Origin of the sequence: Acidovorax kalamii, from assembly GCF_002245625.1 — a bacterium.
Taxonomy (GTDB): Bacteria; Pseudomonadota; Gammaproteobacteria; order Burkholderiales; family Burkholderiaceae_C; genus Acidovorax; species Acidovorax kalamii.
In genome coordinates, this window is the sequence record NZ_NOIG01000004.1 from 443,376 (window position 1) to 464,961 (window position 21,586).

At 67.3% G+C, this 21,586-nt stretch carries 19 protein-coding genes; 11 read left to right on the top strand and 8 right to left on the bottom strand.

All coding sequences use genetic code 11. The features are described 5' to 3' along the window. Positions 1–181 precede the first annotated feature (181 nt). Complete coding sequence (locus CBY09_RS05090; protein ID WP_094287037.1) at positions 182–808, bottom strand: ANTAR domain-containing response regulator; 627 nt, start codon at positions 806–808, stop codon at positions 182–184. 233 nt (positions 809–1,041) lie between these two features. On the opposite strand from CBY09_RS05090, the gene CBY09_RS05095 reads away from it, so the two are divergent. Both CBY09_RS05095 and tsaD read left to right on the top strand, forming a co-directional pair. Continuing rightward, positions 1,042–2,202 carry a branched-chain amino acid ABC transporter substrate-binding protein gene (locus tag CBY09_RS05095; protein ID WP_094287039.1) on the top strand — a complete coding sequence of 387 codons (1,161 nt, stop codon included), beginning with the start codon at positions 1,042–1,044 and terminating at the stop codon, positions 2,200–2,202. Between the two features lie 110 nt (positions 2,203–2,312). Further along, on the top strand, positions 2,313–3,356 hold the full coding sequence (gene tsaD / locus CBY09_RS05100; protein ID WP_094287041.1) for a tRNA (adenosine(37)-N6)-threonylcarbamoyltransferase complex transferase subunit TsaD: 1,044 nt from the start codon (positions 2,313–2,315) through the stop codon (positions 3,354–3,356). A 64-nt stretch (positions 3,357–3,420) separates the two neighbouring features. On the opposite strand, the gene CBY09_RS05105 is transcribed toward tsaD, so the two are convergent. The 6 genes from CBY09_RS05105 to CBY09_RS05130 all read right to left on the bottom strand — a co-directional run bounded on the left by CBY09_RS05105 (position 3,421) and on the right by CBY09_RS05130 (position 9,568). Next, a complete protein-coding gene (locus CBY09_RS05105) occupies positions 3,421–4,872 on the bottom strand; it encodes an aldehyde dehydrogenase (RefSeq protein ID WP_094287043.1) in 1,452 nt (483 codons plus the stop codon). 217 nt (positions 4,873–5,089) lie between these two features. Further along, positions 5,090–5,800: an ABC transporter ATP-binding protein gene (locus CBY09_RS05110; RefSeq protein WP_094287045.1), complete on the bottom strand. Its 711-nt coding sequence runs from the start codon at positions 5,798–5,800 to the stop codon at positions 5,090–5,092. Continuing rightward, positions 5,797–6,555, bottom strand: coding sequence for an ABC transporter ATP-binding protein (locus tag CBY09_RS05115; RefSeq protein ID WP_094287047.1), 759 nt, complete (start codon positions 6,553–6,555; stop codon positions 5,797–5,799). Before CBY09_RS05115 ends, CBY09_RS05110 begins: the two co-directional genes overlap by 4 nt. Continuing rightward, positions 6,548–7,480 carry a branched-chain amino acid ABC transporter permease gene (locus CBY09_RS05120; RefSeq protein WP_094287049.1) on the bottom strand — a complete coding sequence of 311 codons (933 nt, stop codon included), beginning with the start codon at positions 7,478–7,480 and terminating at the stop codon, positions 6,548–6,550. The genes CBY09_RS05115 and CBY09_RS05120 overlap by 8 nt, the downstream gene beginning before the upstream one ends. Continuing rightward, positions 7,477–8,355 carry a branched-chain amino acid ABC transporter permease gene (locus CBY09_RS05125; protein WP_094287097.1) on the bottom strand — a complete coding sequence of 293 codons (879 nt, stop codon included), beginning with the start codon at positions 8,353–8,355 and terminating at the stop codon, positions 7,477–7,479. Before CBY09_RS05125 ends, CBY09_RS05120 begins: the two co-directional genes overlap by 4 nt. Before the next feature lie 4 nt (positions 8,356–8,359). Then, positions 8,360–9,568: an amino acid ABC transporter substrate-binding protein gene (locus CBY09_RS05130; RefSeq protein WP_094287100.1), complete on the bottom strand. Its 1,209-nt coding sequence runs from the start codon at positions 9,566–9,568 to the stop codon at positions 8,360–8,362. Positions 9,569–9,787: 219 nt separating this feature from the next. Here CBY09_RS05130 and CBY09_RS05135 point away from each other — a divergent pair, with 219 nt between their 5' ends. The 5 genes from CBY09_RS05135 to CBY09_RS05155 all read left to right on the top strand — a co-directional run bounded on the left by CBY09_RS05135 (position 9,788) and on the right by CBY09_RS05155 (position 15,851). Continuing rightward, positions 9,788–10,783, top strand: coding sequence for an AraC-like ligand-binding domain-containing protein (locus CBY09_RS05135; protein WP_094287102.1), 996 nt, complete (start codon positions 9,788–9,790; stop codon positions 10,781–10,783). A gap of 222 nt (positions 10,784–11,005) precedes the next feature. Next, positions 11,006–12,415: an efflux transporter outer membrane subunit gene (locus tag CBY09_RS05140; protein ID WP_094287104.1), complete on the top strand. Its 1,410-nt coding sequence runs from the start codon at positions 11,006–11,008 to the stop codon at positions 12,413–12,415. A gap of 69 nt (positions 12,416–12,484) precedes the next feature. After that, on the top strand, positions 12,485–13,873 hold the full coding sequence (locus CBY09_RS05145) for an efflux RND transporter periplasmic adaptor subunit (RefSeq protein ID WP_094287106.1): 1,389 nt from the start codon (positions 12,485–12,487) through the stop codon (positions 13,871–13,873). Next, positions 13,870–14,646: an ABC transporter ATP-binding protein gene (locus tag CBY09_RS05150; RefSeq protein ID WP_094287108.1), complete on the top strand. Its 777-nt coding sequence runs from the start codon at positions 13,870–13,872 to the stop codon at positions 14,644–14,646. The genes CBY09_RS05145 and CBY09_RS05150 overlap by 4 nt, the downstream gene beginning before the upstream one ends. Beyond that, a complete protein-coding gene (locus tag CBY09_RS05155) occupies positions 14,646–15,851 on the top strand; it encodes an ABC transporter permease (RefSeq protein ID WP_094287110.1) in 1,206 nt (401 codons plus the stop codon). The genes CBY09_RS05150 and CBY09_RS05155 overlap by 1 nt, the downstream gene beginning before the upstream one ends. 93 nt (positions 15,852–15,944) lie before the next feature. On the opposite strand, the gene CBY09_RS05160 is transcribed toward CBY09_RS05155, so the two are convergent. Then, the gene (locus CBY09_RS05160; protein WP_094287111.1) at positions 15,945–16,334 is read right to left on the bottom strand and encodes an Hsp20/alpha crystallin family protein; all 390 of its coding nucleotides are present in this window, start codon (positions 16,332–16,334) and stop codon (positions 15,945–15,947) included. 93 nt (positions 16,335–16,427) lie between these two features. Between CBY09_RS05160 and CBY09_RS05165 the strand changes: the two genes are divergently transcribed. The 4 genes from CBY09_RS05165 to CBY09_RS05180 all read left to right on the top strand — a co-directional run bounded on the left by CBY09_RS05165 (position 16,428) and on the right by CBY09_RS05180 (position 21,577). Beyond that, positions 16,428–17,774 (top strand): branched-chain amino acid ABC transporter substrate-binding protein, encoded by a 1,347-nt coding sequence (locus CBY09_RS05165; RefSeq protein ID WP_094287113.1) that lies wholly within the window; start codon positions 16,428–16,430, stop codon positions 17,772–17,774. A 208-nt stretch (positions 17,775–17,982) separates the two neighbouring features. Then, positions 17,983–18,984 (top strand): LLM class flavin-dependent oxidoreductase, encoded by a 1,002-nt coding sequence (locus CBY09_RS05170; RefSeq protein WP_094288027.1) that lies wholly within the window; start codon positions 17,983–17,985, stop codon positions 18,982–18,984. Between the two features lie 35 nt (positions 18,985–19,019). Continuing rightward, positions 19,020–20,384: an LLM class flavin-dependent oxidoreductase gene (locus tag CBY09_RS05175; RefSeq protein ID WP_094287115.1), complete on the top strand. Its 1,365-nt coding sequence runs from the start codon at positions 19,020–19,022 to the stop codon at positions 20,382–20,384. Further along, on the top strand, positions 20,384–21,577 hold the full coding sequence (locus CBY09_RS05180; protein WP_094287117.1) for a M20 aminoacylase family protein: 1,194 nt from the start codon (positions 20,384–20,386) through the stop codon (positions 21,575–21,577). The genes CBY09_RS05175 and CBY09_RS05180 overlap by 1 nt, the downstream gene beginning before the upstream one ends. Positions 21,578–21,586 lie beyond the last annotated feature (9 nt).

Sequence of the window (21,586 nt, forward strand, 5' to 3'; positions counted from 1 at the left end):
GGGCTGCACTGCATTTGTGCGGCGCACCATCTGGGAGAAGCTGGTGGATCTGGGCGCGGCCGAGGCCAGGGCAGCCGAGCAAGGGCCGCCCCGCAGCGAGGGCTGCGTCCCCCTTCCCGAATGGCGTAGACATTCGAGAGAAGGGGGAAGCGGCGCAGCCGCTCAGGGGGAAGTCACTTGTTTATCCCAGCAGATCCATCACATCGAGCATGCGCTGCGCCACATCTGCCAGCTTGAGGCCTTTGTCCATCGCCGTCTTGCGCAGCTTCTCGTAGGCAGCCTGTTCGGTCAGGCCCTGGCGCTGCATCAGCAGGCCCTTGGCGCGGTCGATGGTCTTGCGGTCTTTGAGTTCGGTCTTGGCGTCGGCCAGCTCGGCGCGCAGGGCCTGCTCGTGCTGGAAGCGCGCCATGGCCACGTCCAGAATGGGGCGGATGCGCTGCGGCGCCAGGCCCGCCACGATGTAGGCCGACACACCCGCCGCCACCGCGTCCTTCACGTGCGAGGTGTCCTCGTCGTTGGTGAACATCACGATGGGGCGGCGCTCGTCGCGCGTGGCCATCACCACATGTTCGAGTGCGTCGCGCGCCTCGCTTTCGGCGTCCACGATGATCAGGTCGGGCTGCAGCTGGGCGATGCGCTCGCTCAGAAACACATCGGCGGGCAGCGTGGCCACCAGGTTGAAGTTGTTCTCCAGCAACCCGATGCGCAGCGCACGCGACCGCTCCGCCTGCAGGACGGCGTGTTCGTCGTGTGGGTCGGCGATCGCCAGATCCGGGGCGACCACCACGATGCGCAAGGCCTCATTCATAGACCCGAGCATAAGCAATTTTCACGCCGCAATTTGGTGCGCCGAAGCGGTGCGTGGGGCGGCTTGGGCTGGGCGGGTGGGCTGTGACCGGCCCCCGCACAGCGGCGGCACTCCCTTGCGGGGCCTGAAAGTTGCTAATAAAGGACGCTGCGGGAGGGCATACCCGATAGCGCCTCCGGGTGGCCTCGCATATACATCCGGTCACTTCGACATTCAGATATGGAGTTTTTTGCATGAACAAGCACTTCAACCGGCGCCGCTTCTCGGCCAGCCTGGCCCTGACCGCAGTGGCGACTGCCGCACTCCTGACCGGATGCGGCAAGGTGCCGGACACCATCAAAATTGGTGTGGCGCAGCCCCTCTCTGGCCCGCTGGGCGCCCTGGGGCAGGACCTGCTCAACGGCGTGACCCTGGCGGTGGACGAACTCAACAAGTCCGGCTACACGGTGGATGGCAAGCGCGTGACGCTGGAGGTGGTGTCGGTGGACGACAAGGCCGACGCCGCCACCGGCAAGGCCGTGGCCCAGCAACTGGTGGATGCGGGCGTGGTGGCCGTGATCGGGCACCTGAACTCGGGCGTGAGCATCGAGACCGCGCCCATCTACGCGGCCAAGGACATCGCGCAGATCGCCATCTCCACCAACCCCAAGTTCACACAGCTCGGGTTCCCCACCACTTTCCGCATGGTGGCCAACGACACCCTGCAGGCCCGCGCCATCGGCTCGTTTGCCGCCACGCAGCTGGGCGCTGCACGTTATGCCGCGCTGGACGACGGCACCCCCTACGGCAAGGGCCTGGCCGACGGCGCTGCCGAGCAGCTCAAGGCCGAGAAGAAAGAAGTGGTGGTGCGCAAGTCGTTCGATGACAAGACCGTGGCGTTTGACGAGCTGGCCGGCGAACTCAAGGCCGCCAAGGTGGAGGTGATTGTCTCCACGCTGAACGACTTTCAGGCCCTGGCCCTGCTCGAAGCCCTGCGCAAGGTGGACCACACCAAGGTCAGCCTGCTCGGTGGCGACACCATCAAGACCACCGACATGACCAAGGGCGCGGGCATCGTACAGGGCATCTACGCCACCTCGCCCGTGCTGGAGGCCAAGGAGTTCGCCACCGGCAAGCCCTTCCTGGAGAAATACATCGCCGCCTACAAGAAGCCCCCGGCCTACGGCGGCCACTACAGCTACGACAGCACCTACGTCCTCTCGGCTGCTATCCAGAAGGCCAAGTCGGCCGCCCCCAAGGACATCACCAAGGCCATGCACAGCATCAACGGCTACGCGCCCGTGATCGGCACCATGACCTGGGACGACAAGGGCGAGCAGCGCTACGGCGCTGTGGGCGTGTATGAACTGCGGGCGGGCAGCTGGGAGCTGCGCATGCGGTCGGACCGCTGGTAGGCAAGCCGCCGGGTCGTCTGGCCCCCTTCATCCGCGCAACCCCTGCTGGTAACTGCCCGCAGGGGTTTTTCCATCCGGCTTGGCAGGGGGCTGGGTTTTACACTCGGGGCATGAGTTTGCTGATCCTCGGTATCGAATCTTCCTGCGACGAAACGGGCGTGGCATTGGTCCGTTCTACGGGCGATGCCGCCATCCCCACCTTGTTGTCCCATGCCCTGCACAGCCAGATCGAGATGCACCAGGCCTATGGCGGCGTGGTGCCCGAGCTGGCCAGCCGCGACCATATCCGCCGGGTGCTGCCGCTGGCCACGCAGGTTTTGGCTGAGTCCGGCCAGACGCTGGCGGACGTGGACGTGGTGGCCTACACGCGCGGGCCGGGCCTGGCGGGTGCGCTGCTGGTGGGGGCGGGCGTGGCTTGCGCGCTGGGTGCTGCGCTGAACAAGCCGGTGCTGGGCGTGCACCACCTGGAGGGGCATTTGCTGTCACCCTTCCTGAGCGCCGATCCGCCCGAGTTCCCCTTTGTGGCCCTGCTCGTCTCGGGCGGCCACACCCAGCTGATGCGTGTGGATGGGGTGGGCCGCTATGAGATCCTGGGCGAGACGATCGATGATGCGGCGGGCGAGGCGTTCGACAAGTCCGCCAAGCTCATGGGCCTGGGCTATCCTGGTGGCCCTGCGCTGTCGCGCTTGGCTGAGCAGGGCGATGCCGCGGCCTTCAAGCTGCCACGGCCTTTGCTGCACAGCGGTGACCTGGATTTTTCGTTTGCCGGGCTCAAGACGGCCGTGCTCACGCAGGCAAAGAAGCTGGGCGACGAACTGGAAGCGCGCAAGGCCGACCTGGCCGCCAGTACCGAGGCCGCGATTGTCGAGGTGCTGGTCAAAAAGACACTGGCCGCGCTCAAGCAGACCGGCCTGAAGCGTGTGGTCGTGGCCGGTGGCGTAGGAGCCAACCGGCACCTGCGCGCCCAGCTCAACGCCGCCTGCGCCGCTGCCAAGGTGCGTGTGCATTACCCCGAGCTGCATCTGTGCACCGACAACGGCGCCATGATCGCCATGGCCGCCGCCATGCGGCTGCAGGCGGGGCAGCAGCAGGCCAACAGCGACTATGCGTTTGACGTGAAACCGCGCTGGCCGCTGGATGCGATCACGGTTTGATTTTTGAATAGAAAAGGCCGCCACCGCCCGTCCAGCAAGCGGTAGTAGCTATCTTTTTTGATATTCAAAAAGGGTAGTGGCGGGGTGTGGTCTGCACCGTGATCCAGCGCAGTTCGGTGAATTCACGCACCCCCGCCATGCCGCCAAAGCGGCCATAGCCCGAACTTTTCACGCCGCCAAAAGGCATCTGGCCTTCGTCATGCACCGTGGGGCCGTTCACATGGCAGATGCCCGACTCGATGCGCGCGGCCACGTTCCAGGCCTTGGCCACGTCGCGGCTGAACACAGCGGAGGACAGGCCGAACTCGTTGTCGTTGGCGCAGGCAATGGCTTCCTCGACACCATTCACGCGCACCACGGGTTTGACGGGGCCGAACGATTCTTCGCGGTAGATGTCCATCGCGGACGTCACGTGGTCGAGCACCGTGGCCTGCATCAGCGTGCTGTCGCTCTTGCCGCCACACACCAGCTTGGCGCCCTTGGCCAGTGCGTCGTCGATCAGGGCGTTGCAGCGCTGCACCGTGGTCATGTCCACCACCGAGCCGAGCACCACTGGGCCCTTGCGTGGGTCGCCCAGGGGCAGGGCCTTGGCGCGCTCGCCCAGCTTGGCCACAAATTCGTCTGCCACGGCGTTGTCCACGATGATGCGTTCGGTGGACATGCAGATCTGGCCCGAGTTGGCGAACGCGCCAAACACGGTGCCTGCCACAGCGGCGTCGATGTCTGCGTCGTCCAGCACCAGCAGCGGGGCCTTGCCGCCCAGCTCCAGCACCACGGGCTTGAGGTACTTGGCGCAGGTCTGCGCAATGATGCGGCCCACCTTGGTGGAGCCGGTGAAGTTGATGCGGCGCACCGCCGGGTGGGCCACGATGGCCTCGACCACGGCACCGGCGTCGGCCGGGGCGTTGGTCACAAAGTTCACCACACCGGCAGGCAAACCGGCCTCCTGCAGCGCTTCGATGATGAGGCCATGGGTGGCGGGGCACAGCTCCGACCCCTTCAGGATCACCGTGTTGCCGCAGGCCAATGGCGTGGCGATGGCGCGCACGCCGAGGATGACGGGGGCGTTCCACGGTGCAATGCCCAGCACCACGCCCGCCGCCTGGCGCACACCCATGGCCAGGCTGCCTGGCACGTCGGACGGGATCACCTCGCCTGCAATCTGCGTGGTGAGCGCGGCGGCCTCTTGCAGCAGGCCAGCGGCCAGGTGCACGTTGAAGCCCGCCCACATGCCCGACGCGCCGGTCTCTGCCGCCATGGCCACGGCAAAGTCGGCCGTGCGGGCCTCCAGCGCGTGTGCGGCCTTGAGCAGCAGCGCGCGGCGCGCGTTGGGCCCCAGGGCCGACCAGGCCGGGAAGGCCTTGGCGGCTGCGTCGGCGGCGGCCTTGGCATCGGCCACGCTGGCAGCGGGGGCCGTGGTGGCGACCGATCCGTCGAGCGGGTTGCGGCGCTCAAACGTGGCACCGCCAGTGGCCTGCACGCGCTCGCCGTTGATCAGCATGGAAATGGCAGTCATGGAATCAATCTCCTGGAGGGCAAAAAAGAAAATAAAAGCAATCGAAATGATGGGATGCGATAGCGCCGCACGGTTTTCGCAATGACCTATGGTCCGCGAAACCGGCGGTGCCGAGGCCAGTGCCCCCGCGCAAGGGCCGCCCCGCCGCGCTGGGGGCGTTCCCCTCCCGAAGGAGAGGGGGAAGGCGCGAAGCGACTCAGGGGGTGCTGCATAGACTTCAGGCGACGCCGAGGTAGGCCTGTCGCACTACATCGGACTGCAGCAGGTCAGCGGCCGCGCCAGACGCCACGATGCGCCCGCGCTCCAGCACATAGCCGCGCTGCGCGATCTGCAGCGCCTTGCGCACGTTCTGTTCGACCATCAGCACCGTCACGCCCTGTGCCGCAATGCGCTGCACGATGGCCAGCAGCTCATCGACCATGCGCGGAGCCAGACCCAGCGAGGGCTCGTCCAGCATCAGCAGGCGCGGGCCGCTCATCATGGCGCGGGCCACGGCCACCATCTGCTGCTCGCCGCCGCTCATGGTGCCGGCGAGCTGCGTGGTCCGTTCCTTGAGGCGGGGAAAGTCTTCGAAGGCCTGGGCCAGCCGGTCGGCGCGGGTGCGTGATGGCACCAGCCAGCCGCCCAGTTCCAGGTTCTCGGTCACCGTCATCTGCGGGAACAGCTGGCGGCCCTCGGCCACCAGGGCCAGGCCGCGCTGCACGCAGGCGGTGGCGTTCATGGCAGGCAGGTCGCTGCCGTCCAGCGCCACGGTGCCCGTGCGCGGCAGCAGCCCGGCCAGCGCCTTGAGCAGCGTGGTCTTGCCTGCACCGTTGGGGCCGACGATGACGGTGATTCCGGGCGCGGCCTGCAACGACAGGTCTTGCAGCACCTGAAAGCCGTGGTAGCCCGTGCTCAGGTTCTGTACGGTGAGGTGTGCGCCGCTCATGCCGTGGCTCCTTCGCTGTTGGCTGCCATTTCGTCACCCAGATAGGCCTCGATCACATGCGGGTCGCGCACCACCTCGGCGGGCGTACCGTCGGCAATCTTGCGGCCCTGGTGCAGCACCAGCACGCGCTCCACATACTTGAGCAGCGTGGCCACCGCATGCTCGATCCACACCACCGTCAGGCCCCAGTCGTCGCGCAGGCGGCGGATGCGCTGGGCCATGGCGTCCACCTCGGCCTCGGTCAGTCCGGCGGCCACCTCGTCGAGCAGCAGCAGGCGCGGGCGTGTGCCCAGGGCCATGCCGATCTCCAGCAGGCGCTGCTGCGAAGGCGTCACGTCCGCAGCCGGGCGGTCGGCCAGATGGGCCAGGCCCAGCATGGCCAGGATTTCGCCTTCGCTGCGCAGGCCCTCGGGCCCCTGGCGGTGGCGGCCTGCGAACTGCATGCCAAAGCGCACGTTGTCGCGCACCGTCATGTCGGGGAACACGCGCGGCGTCTGGAAGGTGCGCGCAATGCCGTGGGCGGCGTAGTGGTGCGGGCCCTTGCCGGTGAGGTTGTCGGTGCTACTGTGCAACGTGCCCGATGTGGGCGGCTGCACGCCCGAGATGGCGTTGAAGAATGTGGTCTTGCCCGCACCGTTGGGGCCGATGATGCCGATGAGCTCACCCGTGTGCAGCGTGGCGCTCACGCCGTCCACGGCAGTCAGGCCGCCAAAGCGCACGGTCACGGCGTCGATGGTCAACAGGGCTTCAGCCATGGTGTGCCTCCACCGCAGGTTTGCGCCGTTGCCACAGGGTGGCCAGGCCATTGGGCAGGTACATCACGCACAAAATCAGCAGCAGGCCCAGCACCATCATGTAGCCGTAGGGCAGCTGCAGGCGCAGCGTTTCGGCCAGCAGGCTGAACACGATGGCCGCCAGGATGGGGCCGCCCAGGCTGGTCGCGCCGCCGATCAGCGCGATCAGCACAGTCTGGAAGCCGATGAAGGGGCTGAAAACCGCTGCGGGCTCGATGTACGTCCAGCGCACGGCCATGGCCGCGCCCACGGCGCCCGCAAAGGCGGCGGTGATGCCAAAGCCCGCGATCTTGGCCAGGCGCGTGTCCACGCCCAGCGTCTGGGCGCGCTGCTCGTCGGCGCCGATCCCTGCCAGTGCGAGGCCAAACCGGCTGCGCTGGATGGCAATGGCGGTGGCGATGGCACCTGCCGCAATCACCAGCACCGTCAGGTACACCGTCTCGTTGCTGGGCACCACCGTGAGCACGCGGCCCACGGTGCCGGACACCTGCTTTTCCACAAAAGTCACCGCGTGGCGGATCAGCTCGGTCATGCCGAAAGTGAGCACCGCAAAGTAGGTGCCGCGCAGGTGCAGCACGGCCGCACCCATCACCACGGCCACCACGGTGGCGATCAGAGCGCCGGCCAGGATGACCAGGGGCCAGGGCAACACTGCCAGCAGGGTGGCGCTGGTGTAGGCGCCGATACCAAAGAAGGCCGAGGTAGCCAGCGAGAGGTAGCGCGTGGCACCGCAGAACAACGACCAGCTGGTGGCCAGCGCGATGTACATCAGGCAGCTGAGCAGCACCGAGGCCACGAACTCGGACACCAGCCAGGGCAGGGTGGCGACCACGGCCACGCCCACTGCGAGCGCAAGCCAGGGCTTGTTGGAAGGGAGGAATTTCATTTCTTGCTAAACAAACCGTTGGGGCGCCAGATCAGCACGCCGATGAACACTGCATAGCTCAGCAGCATCTTGAGAGACGGGCTGCTGAAGTGCATGCCCAGCGCCTCGACCACGCCGAGCAGCAAGCCACCGGCCAGACTGCCCGCCAGGCTGCCGAAGCCGCCCAGCGTGATGACGATCAGCGCGGTGACGGTGTAGGGCTCGCCCATCGACGGCGAAATCTCATACGTCATCGACAGCAACGCCCCCGCCACGCCCGAGAGGCCCAGGCCAATGCCGAACATCATCGGGTGCAGCCGCCGCGTGTTGATGCCCACCAGCTGCGCGCCCGTGGGCGACTGCATCAGCGCCCGCACGGCCTTGCCCAGCAGCGTGAGCTTGAGCAGCGCGATCAGCCCCGCCGACAACGCCAGCGCAACGCCGAACAGCACCAGCTTGTTCTCGGTGAAGCGCATGCCCGCGATCTGCACCGGGTCGGCCAGGTACTCATAGCCGCGCAGATCGCCGCCCCAGATCAGCAGGGCGGTGTTCTGCACCAGGAACATGAGGCCAAAGCCCACCATCAGGCTGCGGGCCTCGAACACGTCCACGTTGGGCGCGCGCGCCGCCAGGCGCTTGAAGCACAGCGCGTGCACCACCACCCCCAGCACAAACAATGCGATGAAGGCCAGTGGCATGAGCAGCAGTGGCGAGATGCCCGTGGCCGTGTGCGCCCACCAGGTCAGGAAGGCGCCGAGCATCAGAAACTCGCCATGCGAGATGTTCATGATGCGCATCAGCCCGTACTGCAGATTCAGGCCCATGGCCACCAGCGCGTAGATGCCGCCGGTAATGAGGCCACTGGCGACCAGTTCGGCCCAGGAAGTCAAAGACACAGTGTTACTTCCACGCAGGTTTGTTAGTGTTCAACTGTGCGGTGGCGCGGTCCTTGGGCCACACGACTTCAAAGTCGCTGCCCTGCCACTGGCTCACGGTGCCGGGGATGGAGGCGTTCTCGCTGCCCGTAAAGCGGATGCCGCCCAGGATGGTCTGGAACTCATTCTTGGCGATGTGCTCGCGCAGCGCCTTGCGGTCCAGGCCCGCCTTTTCCACCGCCTGCTGCAGGATCTGCAGGCCCGCCCAGGCATGGCCGCTGGCCCAGCGGTCGGGCTCCTTGTTGAACTTCTTCACGTGGGCGTCGAAGTACGCCTTGGCCTCGGGGCTTGTCTTCACGCTCCAAGATCCCATGCCAATCACGCCCTCGGTGTTGGCGGCCATCACGTTCTTGTAGAGCTGGAAGGCCGTGCCCACCGAGGCGTAGAAGAACTTGGGGTTCAGCCCCACCTCGCGCGCCTGGCGGCTGGCCAGGATGGTGTCGGGCGGGTAGGTGATGCCGATGAACGCGTCGGGGTTCAGGTCCTTGATGCCGCGCAGCACGGGGGCCAGGTCCTTCACGCCCAGCGGGTAGCTCTTGCGCTCCACCACCTGGATGCTGGTCTTCTTGAGCGCATTGTTCAGCGCGGCGAAGTTCTCCAGGCCAAACAGGTCGTCCATGTAGACGATGGCAATGGTCTTGACGTTGTTGGCCACCAGCATGTCCACCAGCGCGCCCATCATCTTGTCAGGCTGCTGCAGCAGCGAGAAGAAGTAGGGCAGGTTCATGTCGATCAGCTTGCGCGACAGCGCCGTGGGTGCCAGCAGCGGGTAGCCAAAGCGGTTGGCCAGCGGCGCGATGGCGAAGTTGGCACCCGAACCCCAGGGTGGCAGGATCAGGTCCACTTTGTCGCTGCCCATGAGCTTTTCGTAGGTGCGCACGCAGGTCTCGGTCTCGCTGCGGTCGTCGTAGCCGATGAGTTCGATGGGGCGCTTGGTGCCCTTCACGCTCAGGCCGCCTGCTGCGTTGACTTGCTCGGCCCACAGCAGGTAGTTGGGCTCCTGGCTCACCTGGGCACCGGCCGCCCAGGGGCCCGTGCGGGCAATGGCGTAGCCGATGCGAACGGGGGCTGCGCTGCTGCCCTGGGCCCACAGCTGGGGGGCCACTGCCAGGGTGCCGACCGTGGCGGCGGCCCCTTTGATCCACTGGCGCTTGGAGGGTTGGTGTGCTGTCATTGTGTGTCTCCTCGGATGGGGCCTGCGTGGTGCACGCCGTGCCGGGAATCGTAGGGAGACCCGCCCCTGCGCGCTGCGCTCAGCGTGCACAAAACGCTTGCCTCAGCGTGCAGACGGCAGCGGGTTTACCCGGATTTCCCTCGGTGGCACGGGGTACCTGGGCGTCCGATAATTCAGCCGCATAACCATCAGGCTTGCGCAACCCGCACTGGAGACACCATGGCCCACCCCCTGACCGAGGTATCCACCGACGCCGTGCCTGCGCGCGACCGCCTGCACCTGTGGGGCGATGCCGTGTGGCGCCTCATTGGCGGGCTGGAGTCCGACGCGTTTGGTGACGATGCCTTTGCAGGCCACATCACCTCGGGCCAGGCGGGCTATGTGAACCTGTGCCAGCTGGACGTGAGCCGCCACCGCGTGGTGCGTACCCCCAGCCTCATCCGGGGCAGCGACCGGGCCTACATCAAGGTGGTGGCGCAGCTCGAAGGGCGGGCCTGCTTTGAACAAAACGGGCGCCAGGTGTGGCTGTCACCTGGCGAGTGGAGCGTGTACGACACCACACGCGCCTATGCCGTGAGCAACCCTGACGCCGTGCGGCAGATGGTGCTGATGATCCCCAAGGAGCAACTGCCCGAGCGCAAGCTCAAGCTGGATGACCTGATGGTGCAGCGGTTCTCGGGCACCACGGGCGTGTCGCGCTTGGCGTGGGACACCATGCGCGCCGCGTTTGCCGAGCTGCCCACCATGTCGGATGCCGCCGCCGATGGCGTGGCCGATGTGATCACGCACCTGGTGCAGCTGTCGCTGCTGGAGCGCAACGGCCAGCAAAGCCTGCTGTCGCAGCGCGAGGCGCTGCGCGATCGCATCAGCCAGTACATCGACCGCCACCTGGGCGACCCCGACCTCACCATCGACCGCATGGCCCAGGCGCTCAACTGCAGCAAGCGGCACCTGTACAACGCTGTGGCCGACGACGAGGAAACCCTGGCCGCCATGATCCAGCGCCGCCGCCTGGAGGCCTGTCTGCGTGACCTGCGCCATCCGGCGCATGCGCAGCGCTCGGTCACCGACATTGCGCTGTCCTGGGGCTTCAGCAACAGCGCGCATTTCAGCCGGGCGTTCCGCGCGCATGTGGGCTGCAGCCCCAGCGAGTACCGGGCCCGGGCGTTTGCGCCGGTCGTGCTGCTGCGGGGCGAGTTGCTGCACGCCCACTGACTTCCCTGCCAGCCTGTCGGTTCGCTGTGCTGGGCCGCCCGGCATGCAGTGCCGCGTCAGGCACCAGTCCAGCACCGGCTTTGCATCAATTCTTTACCTGGGCTTGACCCAGTGGGTACCTGGTGACCGCAATCGCTGCCCACAATGGGGTTTTCCCTTGTGTAGCGATTGCCCATGCGTTGTTTCCCCCTGGCCTCAAAAAGCGCACCCACCGCCCGCGCAATGCCCACCCTGCGCGCTGTGCCCTGGAGGCGTGCGGCGCTGATCTGGTGTGTGCTGGCCGTCACGGGGTGCGCAAGCCTTGCACCAACAGAAGGTACCTTGCCCGAGGTGGCCGTACCGGCGGCCTGGTCCGCAGGGGGCGGCGGCACTGCGCAAGGCGCGGCAGCCACATCGCTGGCCCAGTGGTGGCGGCGGTTTGACGATGCTGTGCTCACCACGCTGGTCGAGCAAGCCGTGCGCGCCAACACCAGCGTGCGCACTGCCCAGTCCGCGTTGCGGCAAGCGCGTGCCCAGGTGGATGTGCAGTCCGCTGGTCTACTGCCCAGCGTGGGTGCCTCGGCCTCGGCGCAGCGCAGCCGGGCCAGCAACAGCACGGGCAACACCTTCCAGGCCGGTTTTGATGCGAGCTGGGAGCCCGATGTATTTGGCCGCCTGCGTAGCGGCGTGAGCGCCAGCGAGGCTGACGCCCGCGCGGCCGAGGCCAGCCTGGCCGACGTGCAGGTGTCGCTGGCGGCCGAGGTGGCCGTCAACTACATCGAGATGCGCGGGCTGCAGCAGCGCCTGGCCATTGCGCGCAGCAACCTGGCCAGCCAGCAGGAGACCTTGCAGATCACCCAGTGGCGCCTGCAGGCCGGGCTCACCACCTCGCTCGTCACCGAGCAGGCCCGTGCAGCGGCCGAGCAGACCGCCGCGCAGATTCCCAGCCTGGAAGCCAGCCTGGCGCAGTCGCGCTACAGCCTGGCCGTGCTGACCGGCCAGGTGCCCGGCGCGCTCGACGCTACCCTGGCCGCCAATGCCGCCGTGCCTCAGCCGACCGCAGAGCTGGCCCTGGCAATCCCGGCCGAGACCTTGCGCCAACGCCCCGATGTGCGTGCGGCCGAGCAGCGCATTGCCGCCGCCCTGGCGCGCGTGTCGCAGGCCGATGCGGCGCGCTACCCCAGCTTCTCCCTCGGTGGCTCGCTGGGCTTGCGCGCCCTCACGCTGGGCGCCTTGTCGGGTGGCAGTGCCGTGACCAGTGCCTTGCTGGGCAGCGTGTCCATCCCGCTGCTGGATGGCGGCGCGGCCCGCGCGCAGGTGCGTGTGCAGTCTGCCGCGCTGGAGCAGGCCCGCGTAGCCTACGAAGCCACCGTGCTCACGGCGCTGCAGGATGTGGAGAACGCGCTGGTGGCCCTGCGTGGCGACCGCGAAAAGTTGGAGCGCCTCACGGCCGCCGCAGACGCTGCCCGCAACGCCGCCCTGCTGGCGCAGCAGCGCTACAGCAGCGGGCTCATCGACTTTCAGGCGGTGCTGGAGACGCAGCGCACGCTGCTGTCCACGCAAGAGAGTGTGGCCACCACCACCGCTGCCGTCGCGGCAGACCATGTGCGCCTCTACAAGGCGATGGGCGGCGGCTGGGCGGTAGCCGAATGAACAGCTGACAGGCCCTTCCACACGCCCACCTCATTGCCTGCCAGCCCCCATTTTTCTGATTCACGTCCCATGCCAATTACCGACACTTCCGCTTCTTCTGCACCCGCCAAAGCCGCCCCCTCCGACCTGAGCGCCTTGCTGGGGGCTGACCGGCCCCGCCGCTGGTGGCAGCGCACCACCATGTGGCTGGGGGTGGCCGCGCTCGTGGTGCTGGGCGGCGGCTTGTATGCCTGGCAGTCGCGCCAGAGTGCCAGCACTGCACCCACCTATGTCACCGAAGAGCTGCGCCGGGGCAATCTCACACTCACCGTGTCGGCCAACGGCACGCTGCAGCCCACGCGCTCGGTCACCATTGGCAGCGAGTTGTCAGGCACGGTGCGGAATGTGCTGGTGGATGTGAACGACAAGGTCAAGAAAGGGCAGCTGCTGGTAGAGCTGGATACCGCCAAGCTCGAATCGCAGGTGCTGCGCTCGCGCGCCTCGCTGGCGTCCGCGCAGGCCCGCTTGGCCCAGGCTGTGGCCACCACCAAGGAGGCCATTGCCAACCTGGGCCGGCTGGAGGACGTGGCGCGCCTTTCCGGCGGCAAAGTGCCCTCGGCCTCCGAGCTGGACGCAGGCCGCGCGACGCTGGACCGCGCCCGCGCCGATGAAACCAGCGCCCGCGCCACGGTGGAAGACGCACGCGCTGCGCTGTCCACCGACGAGACCAACCTGTCCAAGGCCTCCATCCGCTCGCCCATCGACGGTGTGGTGCTGACCCGCACGGTGGAGCCCGGCAACGCGGTAGCTGCATCACTGCAGGCAGTGACGCTGTTCACCGTGGCCGAAGACCTCACGCAGCTGCGGCTGGATGTGAGCGTGGACGAAGCCGATGTGGGCTCGGTCAAGGTGGGTCAGGACGCGAGCTTCACGGTCAGCGCCTACCCCTCGCACCGCTACCCGGCCCAGGTCACGCGCGTGTCGTTTGGCTCTACCAAGACGGACAACGTGGTCACCTACATCACCTGGCTGGAGGTGAACAACAGCGACATGAGCCTGCGCCCCGGCATGACGGCGGCGGCCACCATCACTTCCACTGAACGCAAGGACGTGCTGCTGGTGCCCAACACGGCGCTGCGCTTCACGCCCGCGCAGGCCGCAGGGGCCGATGCGAAACCGGGGGCGGGGGGCTCCAAGCCTGGTGCGTCGGGCAGCGGCAGTGGTGGCGGCATCATGTCGCAGCTCATGCCGCGCATGCCACGGTCTGGCTCGGGCCCACGCAAACCGGGGGCGGGGGGCGATCCAGGCGACGGCGCGGGCAAGACGCGTCAGGTGTGGGTGCTGCAGGACGGGGCTGCCAAGCCCATCGACGTGCAGGTCGGAATCAGCGATGGCCGTCACACCGAAGTCACTGGCGACGGCCTCACCCCCGGCATGGCCGTGATCACCGACCAGCGCGCGGCAGGGGCCAAGCCATGAGCGTGGCGGGCGACATCCCACTCATCCGCCTGCGCGGCGTGACCAAGGTCTATGGCGAAGGGGCGCTGGCCTTTCAGGCGCTCAAGGGCGTAGATCTGGACATCGCGCAGGGCGACTTTGTGGCCATCATGGGCCCCAGCGGCTCGGGCAAGTCCACGGCCATGAACACGCTGGGCTGCCTGGACCGGCCCACCACGGGCGAATACCTGTTCAAGGGCGTGCATGTGGAGTCGCTCTCGCGCGACGAGCGGGCGCGGCTGCGGCGGCGCTACTTTGGCTTTGTGTTCCAGGGCTTCAACCTGCTGGCGCGCACCTCGGCGCAAGAGAACGTGGAGCTGCCCCTGCTGTACCGGGGCGAGTCGGCCACCGCGCGCCACGCAGCGGCCGCGCGTGCGCTGGAAGCGGTGGGCCTCAAGGGCTGGGAACACCACACACCCGCCGAGTTGTCGGGCGGGCAGCAGCAGCGCGTCGCGATTGCGCGCGCCATCGTCACCGAGCCCGATGTGCTGCTGGCCGACGAGCCCACCGGCAACCTCGACACCCAGCGCAGCTACGAGATCATGGAACTGCTCTGGCGCCTGAATGCCGACCACGGGATTACCGTGCTGATGGTCACGCACGAGCCCGACATGGCGCAGTACGCGCGGCGCATCGTGCGGTTTGTGGATGGCGTGGTGGACCGCGATGCGGCTAACCCACACCCCAAGGGCCTGGACGCTGATGCGGCATCGGCCCAGCTGGCGGTGGCCGGTTCGGATGCGGGAGACCACTAATGTTGCTCAACACCCTGCTGCTGGCGCTGCGCTCCATCCGGCGCAATCTCATGCGCTCGTTCCTCACCATCCTGGGCATCGTGATCGGCGTGAGCGCGGTGATCACCATGGTCACGCTGGGCAATGGCGCCACGCTGGCCATCCAGAACCAGATCTCGGGCCTGGGCACCAACCTGCTGCAGGTGCGCCCCGGCCAACGCATGGGGCCCGGCGGCGGCACGGGCGCCCCGGCCTTCAAGGACACCGATGCCGACATGATCGCGCAGCAGATCGGCGGCATCTTGGCCGTGGCACCCGAGGCGCGCGCCGCCGCCACCGCCGTGGTGGGCGGGCGCAACTGGACGACCAGCGTGATCGGCAGCACCAACGCCTGGCTGGAGACCGGCAACTGGACGGTGCGAAATGGCCGTGTCTTCAGCGACGCTGAACTGCGTGCCGGTGCCGCCGTGTGCCTGATTGGCGAAACCGTGCGGCGCGAGCTGTTTGGCACAGCCGATGCCGTGGGCGGCCAGCTGCGCGTGAAGGCGTTTTCGTGCGAAGTGGTGGGCGTGCTGGAGTCCAAAGGGCAGGGCGCCTTTGGCAACGACCAGGACGACACCGTGCTGGTGCCGCTGCGCACGCTGCAGCGCCGCGTGACGGGCAACACGCGGGTGAACACGCTGCTGGTGTCGATGAAGGACGGCAGCGACCCCGAGCGGGTGAAGGCCAGCCTCACGCAACTGCTGCGCGAGCTGCGCAAGCTGTCGGATTCGGACGAAGACAACTTCAACGTGCTCGACACCAAGCAGCTGGCTGACACGCTCTCGGGCACCACCAAGGTGCTGACCACGCTGCTGGGCGCCGTGGCGGCCGTGAGTCTGCTGGTGGGCGGCATCGGCATCATGAACATCATGCTGGTGAGCGTGACCGAACGCACGCGCGAGATCGGCCTGCGCCTGGCCATCGGCGCGCTGGAGCGCGAGGTGCTGCTGCAGTTCCTGATCGAGGCGGTGGTGTTGGCCGCTTTAGGCGGTCTCATCGGCATCGTGCTGGCCACGGGCGCGTCGCTCGCGCTGTCAGGGCTGATGGGTGTGCCCTACCTCTTCAACCCCGGCGTGAACCTGCTGTCGTTTTTGTTCTCGGCCGGGATCGGTGTGGTGTTTGGCTACTTCCCGGCGCGGCGTGCGGCGCGCATGGACCCCATCGATGCGCTGCGGCATGAGTGAGCAGCGGGTGCATGCACAACGATCCGGTTTTTCAATAAAAAGTGCCCGTACAGCCTGCGGTGCGGGCACTTATAGCTATCAATTCGGTAGTGTTTAGTGGATGGTGAGCGTGGTGGCCTTGCTGGCGGGTTCCACCTTGGCCAGGGTCAGCGTCAACACGCCGTTTTCCAGCTTGGCGCTGCTGTTGGCTGCATCAATGTCGGCCGCCAGCTCCCAGGCGCGCTGCACCTGGCGCGGGGCGCCTTCCACGCTCTGCAGACGCACCACATTGCCTTCAATGCTGATTTGCAGCTGCTCACGGGCCAGGCCCGGCACATCCAACTGCAGCGTGGTGGCCTTGTCGTCCTGCGTCACGGTGCAGCCAGCAGAGCGGGCTGCGGTGGGCTCTGCCAGCGCGCCCATCAGAAAACGCTGCAGCGCGAGGTCGGCGGAGCGGGGGGCCTGGGCGTAGGCGGCGCGGCGGATCACAGGGGCGAAGATCATGGGTAACTCCTATAAACTGCGCGGCTCTCGACGTGGTCGCCGCATGCCAAGGAGTTGTGTACGCCCGCGTCGCTTTTCAAGGGAAAAAGTGGCATGAATAAATTGCAAGCCGTGGGCTTGAAATCGGGCGCAGCAGCATTACGTCACACCGTTTGGGCCGCTGCGGTGGCGTTGGCGGGCGCCATGGCCCCCGTGTCCGCCAGCTGGGCGCAGGCCCCGGCGCCAGCCGCTGCTGCGGCCCAGGCCAAGCCCGTCAAGGTGGCACTCATCGAAAGCCTGTCGGGTGCGTTCTCCAACACCGGCGAAGCGGTGTACCGCAATGTGTACTGGGCCATGGAGCGCGTGAATGCGCGCGGTGGCGTGCAGCTGCCCGCCAGCAGCGGCGGCCCCCGCCCGCTGGCCTTGGAGCGCTACGACAGCAAGGGCCAGAACGAAGAGGCGCTGTCGGCCTTGCGCGCTGCCATCGACGATGGCGCACAGATCATCCTGCAGGGTAATTCCTCGGCCACGGCGGCGGTGCTGATCGAGGCCATCAACAAGCACAACGAGCGCGAGCCGAACAAGCGCGTGCTGTTCCTCAATTACTCGGCGGTGGACCCCATCCTCACCAACGAAAAATGCAGCTTCTGGCACTTCCGCTTCGACGCCCATGCCGACATGCGCATGGCCGCGCTGATGGATGTGATGCGCGAGGACAAAAGCCTCAAGAGCGTGTACCTCATTGGCCAAGACTACAGCTTTGGCCAGGCCGTGCTGCGCGAAGCCAAGAAGCAGCTGGCCGCGCAGCGCCCCGACGTGGCCGTGGTGGGCGAAGAGCTGCACCCCATCGGCCGTATCAAGGACTTCGCGCCCTACGCCGTGAAGATCAAGACCAGCGGCGCGCAGGCTGTGGTCACCGGCAACTGGGGCAATGACCTGACCTTGCTGGTGAAGGCGGCGCGCGAGGTGGGCTACGAAGGCAGCTTCTACACCTTCTACGGCAATGCACTCGGAGCGCCCGCTGCCATCGGCGACGCCGGCATCGGCAAGGTGGTGGCCGTGGCCGACTGGCTGCCCAATGTGCCGGGCGCGCAGAGCGAGGCGTTCTACCAGTCCTTCCGCACCCGCTTCCCCAAGCCGCAGGACGACTACGTGCACATGCGCATGCAGCTCATGATCGAGGCGCTGGCCCAGTCCATCGAGCGCGCGGGCAGCACCGACACCGTCGCCATCGCCCGGCAAATGGAGAGCGCCAATGTGCAGCTCTCCGGCCAGGGCGGCACCATGCGCGCGGCAGACCACCAGTTCCAGCAGGCGCTGGTGGTGGGCGTGATGGACAAGAAGGGTGCGCCGGGCGTGAAGTTCGACGTGGAAGGCTCGGGCTACGGCTTCCGCGTGGTGCGGCAGATCCCTGCTGCCAAGGCGCAGCAGCCGCACAGCTGCACCATGACGAGGTTCTAAACCCGCCCTGAGCCGCCCTCGGCGCCCTCTCCCGAGGGGGCCACCCGTGGCCTGGCAAAACCAGTTCGAGGGTGGCTCTGGCGGGGCCCGTGCTCATGCACGGAGCGCGCGCCGCATATCGATATGAAAAGTTAGCGCAACCGGTGGAGGCCCCCGGGCCACAGAATTTGTCGCATTGATCACTCATGCGCAAATTGCTGCTCCCACCGTGTCCTACGCCCTTTCCCTGCTCGACAAAAGTCCCATCCCCGAAGGGGCCACGGCGGCCGAGGCGCTGCAGCGCACCGTAGCGCTGGCCCAGCGCGCAGAACAACTGGGCTACCGCCGCTTTTGGGTGGCCGAGCACCATGGCAACCCGGGCCTGGCCGGATCGGCCCCCGAAGTATTGGTGGCGCACTTGCTGGCGCGCACCTCGCGCATCCGCATCGGCTCTGGCGGCGTGATGCTGCAGCACTACAGCCCGTTCAAGGTGGCCGAGGTCTTCAAGGTGCTGGCGTCGCTCGCGCCGGGCCGGGTGGACCTGGGCGTGGGCAAGGCCCCTGGTGGCTTGCCGCTGTCCACCCGGGCGCTGCAGGCGCTGCACGACAAGTCCCCGGCTTCAGGCTTCGATGTGCGCTTTGCGGAGCTGGACGCCTTCCTGCACAACACGCTGGACCCGGAGCATGCGCTGGCCGGCGCCATCGCCTTCCCCAGCCCCCCGAGTCTGCCCGAGCGCCACCTGCTGGGTGGCAGCCCCGACAGCGCCGCGCTGGCGGCGCGCCATGGCTGGCATTTCACCTACGCAGGCCATTTCAACGGCGACCCGGTGAACATCGAGCGCACGGTGCGCGTGTACCGCGAGGCTTCGGGGCGTTCTCCATCGCTGGCGCTGTATGCCCTGGTGGCCCCCACGCAGGCGCAGGCCGAAAGCCTGGTGGGTGCCTTGCGTGTGTTCAAGCTGCACCTCTCCACGGGGCAAAGCGTCAACCTGCCCAGCGCCCAGGCCGCAGCGGAGTTTGCGCGCCAGGCGGGCGTGGCGGACTACCGGCTGGAAGAGACCCGCCCCCATGTGATTGCAGGCTCGCCCGAGCATGTGCGCGAACAGCTTGATGCGCTCAGCGCGCGCTACGGCATTGAGGAGTTTGTGATCGATACGCCCGTCACGGGTTTTGCCGAGCGGCTGGCCTCGGTCGAGCTGCTGGCCGGTGCTTACGCCACGGCCGAAGCCTGAGCTTGATCCCCCCCACATCCCCTGGAGAAAAAACCATGAGCCACCACAACAACAAGTCCCCCATCCGCTTTGGCGTCATGCTGCACGGCGCGGGCGGCCACATGAATTCGTGGAAACACCCTGCAGGCCCGGCGGACGCGAGCGTCAACCTGGGCTTCTACATCGATACCACGAAGAAGGCCGAAGCCAACGGCATTGCCTTTGCCTTCGTGGCCGACGGGTTGTTCATCAACGAGAAGTCCATCCCGCACTTCCTCAACCGCTTCGAGCCCATCTCCATCCTGTCGGCGCTGGCCGTGGCGACGTCCAAGATCGGCCTGGCGGGCACCATCTCCACCTCGTACAGCGAGCCGTTCACCGTCGCCCGGCAATTTGCATCGCTGGACCTCATCAGTCAGGGACGCGCAGGCTGGAACGTGGTGACCACGCCGCTGGAGGGCACGGCCACCAACTACAGCCGCAACCACCCTGACCATGCGCTGCGCTACGAGATCGCGGACGAGTACCTCCAGGTGACGCAGGGCCTGTGGGACAGCTGGGACGACGATGCCCTGGTGCGCAACCGCGAGACCGGCCAGTTCTTCGACCGCGACAAGCTGCACACGCTGAACCATAAGGGGCGTTTCTTCCAGGTGGCGGGGCCGCTCAACATTGGCCGCTCCCCTCAGGGGCAGCCAGTGATCTTCCAGGCGGGGTCTTCGGACGCGGGCATTGGCCTGGCGGGCAAGTACGCCGATGCGGTGTTCACCCATTCGCCCTCCATCGAAGAGACCCGCAGTTTTCTGCGCAAGGTCAAGGCCAGTGCCGTGGTGCACGGCCGCCAGGCCGACGACGTGAAAATTTTCCCGGGCATCGGGCCCGTGGTCGGGGCCACGCAGGAAGAGGCCGAGGCCAAATACCAGGCCATCCGCGAGCTGCTCACGGTCGAGGAAGCGCTGGCCTACCTGGGCCGCTATTTCGACCACCACGACTTCAGCCAGTACCCGCTCGATGAGCCTTTCCCGGAGCTGGGCGAGATCGGGCGCAACAGCTTTCGCTCCACCACCGACCGCATCAAGGCCGATGCGAAGGCGCGCGGCCTCACCCTGCGCCAGGTGGCGCTGGAGGCCGCCACACCGCGCTCGCAGTTCGTGGGCACCGGGGCACGCGTGGCCGACGAGATCATCCGCTGGGTGGACGAAGGCGCGGCCGATGGTTTCATCTTGGGCTTCCCGGTGCTGTCGCAGGGGCTGGATGACTTCATCACCCACGTGATCCCCGTGCTGGAGGCGCGGGGACGCTACCAGCGCACGCTGCCGGGCCACACCCTGCGCGACCACCTTGGGTTGCCACGCAAGGCCAGCCGCTACGCGCAAGCCGATGCAGGTGCTGCACCGGCGCCAGCCCGGAAGGTGGCGTGATGGGAGCTGCGTTGCCCGCCGCGCCGAAGCAGGACGTGGAACGTGTGGAAGCAGGCATTGCCGCCTTCATCCACGAGTTCAAGGCATTGCGCCGCGACCTGCACCAGCACCCCGAGCTGTCGTTCCGGGAGCACCGGACCTCGGCCATTGTGGCCGAGCGCCTGGCGTCCTGGGGCTATTCCGTCACCACAGGCATCGCGGGCACCGGGGTTGTGGGCACGCTGCGCCGGGGGCAGGGCAGCAAGGCCCTGGGCATCCGCGCCGACATGGACGCACTGCCCATCACCGAGGCCACGGGCCTGCCCTATGCCAGCCGCAACGCCGGGGTGATGCACGCCTGCGGGCATGACGGGCACACCACGGTGCTGCTGGCGGCCGCGCGTTTCCTGGCGGAATCGGGCCGCTTTGACGGCACGCTGAACCTGATCTTCCAGCCTGCCGAGGAGCATGGCGGCGGTGCCAACCGCATGATCGGCGAGGGCCTGTTCGAGCGCTTTCCGTGCGACGCCGTGTTCGGGCTGCACAACTGGCCCTGCGTGGGCGAGGGGCACTTTGGCTGCGTGACCGGCCCGGCCATGGCCTCGGTGGACCAGATCACCATTACCGTGCGCGGCAAGGGCGGCCACGGCGCCGCGCCGCACGAAACGGTGGACCCGGTGGTGGCCAGCGCCCACATCATCACCGCGCTGCAGACGGTGGTGTCGCGCAATGTGGACCCGCTGGACATGGGCGTGGTCACGGTGGGCTCCATCCATGGTGGGAATGCGCCCAACGTGGTGCCCGAGAGCGTGGAACTCAAGCTCACCGCACGCGCCTTCAAGCCGGAGGTGCGCGAGATCCTCAAACAGCGCATTCCCGCCATTGCCCGCGCGCAGGCCGAGAGCTTTGGCGCGACCGCCGAGGTGTTGTACCTGCCGGGCTACCCCGCCGTGCTGAACCACGAAGCCGAGACGGAACTGGCGCGCAGTGTGGCGCGGGACACCTTCGGCGATGTGCGCGTCGATGCGGGCTTTCGTCCACGCACGGCCAGCGAGGACTTCGCTTTCATGCTGCTCAAACGACCGGGCAGCTATGTGTTTGTGGGCAATGGCGATGGTGCATCGCTGCACAGTCCCTACTACGACTTCAACGACGCCATCCTCGCGCCCTCGGCCACCTACTGGGTGCGCCTGGCCGAGCGGTTTTTGGCCTGACCCGGAGCC

What these genes read in the sequence shown, in the direction of transcription:
- CBY09_RS05105 (WP_094287043.1), bottom strand. Translation starts at nt 4,872, where the DNA reads ATGACTGCCATTTCCATGCTGATCAACGGCGAGCGCGTGCAGGCCACT.
- CBY09_RS05110 (WP_094287045.1), bottom strand. Translation starts at nt 5,800, where the DNA reads ATGAGCGGCGCACACCTCACCGTACAGAACCTGAGCACGGGCTACCAC.
- CBY09_RS05165 (WP_094287113.1), top strand. Translation starts at nt 16,428, where the DNA reads ATGAATAAATTGCAAGCCGTGGGCTTGAAATCGGGCGCAGCAGCATTA.
- CBY09_RS05175 (WP_094287115.1), top strand. Translation starts at nt 19,020, where the DNA reads ATGAGCCACCACAACAACAAGTCCCCCATCCGCTTTGGCGTCATGCTG.
- CBY09_RS05135 (WP_094287102.1), top strand. Translation starts at nt 9,788, where the DNA reads ATGGCCCACCCCCTGACCGAGGTATCCACCGACGCCGTGCCTGCGCGC.
- CBY09_RS05130 (WP_094287100.1), bottom strand. Translation starts at nt 9,568, where the DNA reads ATGACAGCACACCAACCCTCCAAGCGCCAGTGGATCAAAGGGGCCGCC.
- CBY09_RS05155 (WP_094287110.1), top strand. Translation starts at nt 14,646, where the DNA reads ATGTTGCTCAACACCCTGCTGCTGGCGCTGCGCTCCATCCGGCGCAAT.
- CBY09_RS05120 (WP_094287049.1), bottom strand. Translation starts at nt 7,480, where the DNA reads ATGAAATTCCTCCCTTCCAACAAGCCCTGGCTTGCGCTCGCAGTGGGC.
- CBY09_RS05140 (WP_094287104.1), top strand. Translation starts at nt 11,006, where the DNA reads ATGCCCACCCTGCGCGCTGTGCCCTGGAGGCGTGCGGCGCTGATCTGG.
- CBY09_RS05095 (WP_094287039.1), top strand. Translation starts at nt 1,042, where the DNA reads ATGAACAAGCACTTCAACCGGCGCCGCTTCTCGGCCAGCCTGGCCCTG.
- CBY09_RS05160 (WP_094287111.1), bottom strand. Translation starts at nt 16,334, where the DNA reads ATGATCTTCGCCCCTGTGATCCGCCGCGCCGCCTACGCCCAGGCCCCC.
- CBY09_RS05090 (WP_094287037.1), bottom strand. Translation starts at nt 808, where the DNA reads ATGAATGAGGCCTTGCGCATCGTGGTGGTCGCCCCGGATCTGGCGATC.
- CBY09_RS05150 (WP_094287108.1), top strand. Translation starts at nt 13,870, where the DNA reads ATGAGCGTGGCGGGCGACATCCCACTCATCCGCCTGCGCGGCGTGACC.
- CBY09_RS05115 (WP_094287047.1), bottom strand. Translation starts at nt 6,555, where the DNA reads ATGGCTGAAGCCCTGTTGACCATCGACGCCGTGACCGTGCGCTTTGGC.
- CBY09_RS05145 (WP_094287106.1), top strand. Translation starts at nt 12,485, where the DNA reads ATGCCAATTACCGACACTTCCGCTTCTTCTGCACCCGCCAAAGCCGCC.
- tsaD (WP_094287041.1), top strand. Translation starts at nt 2,313, where the DNA reads ATGAGTTTGCTGATCCTCGGTATCGAATCTTCCTGCGACGAAACGGGC.
- CBY09_RS05180 (WP_094287117.1), top strand. Translation starts at nt 20,384, where the DNA reads ATGGGAGCTGCGTTGCCCGCCGCGCCGAAGCAGGACGTGGAACGTGTG.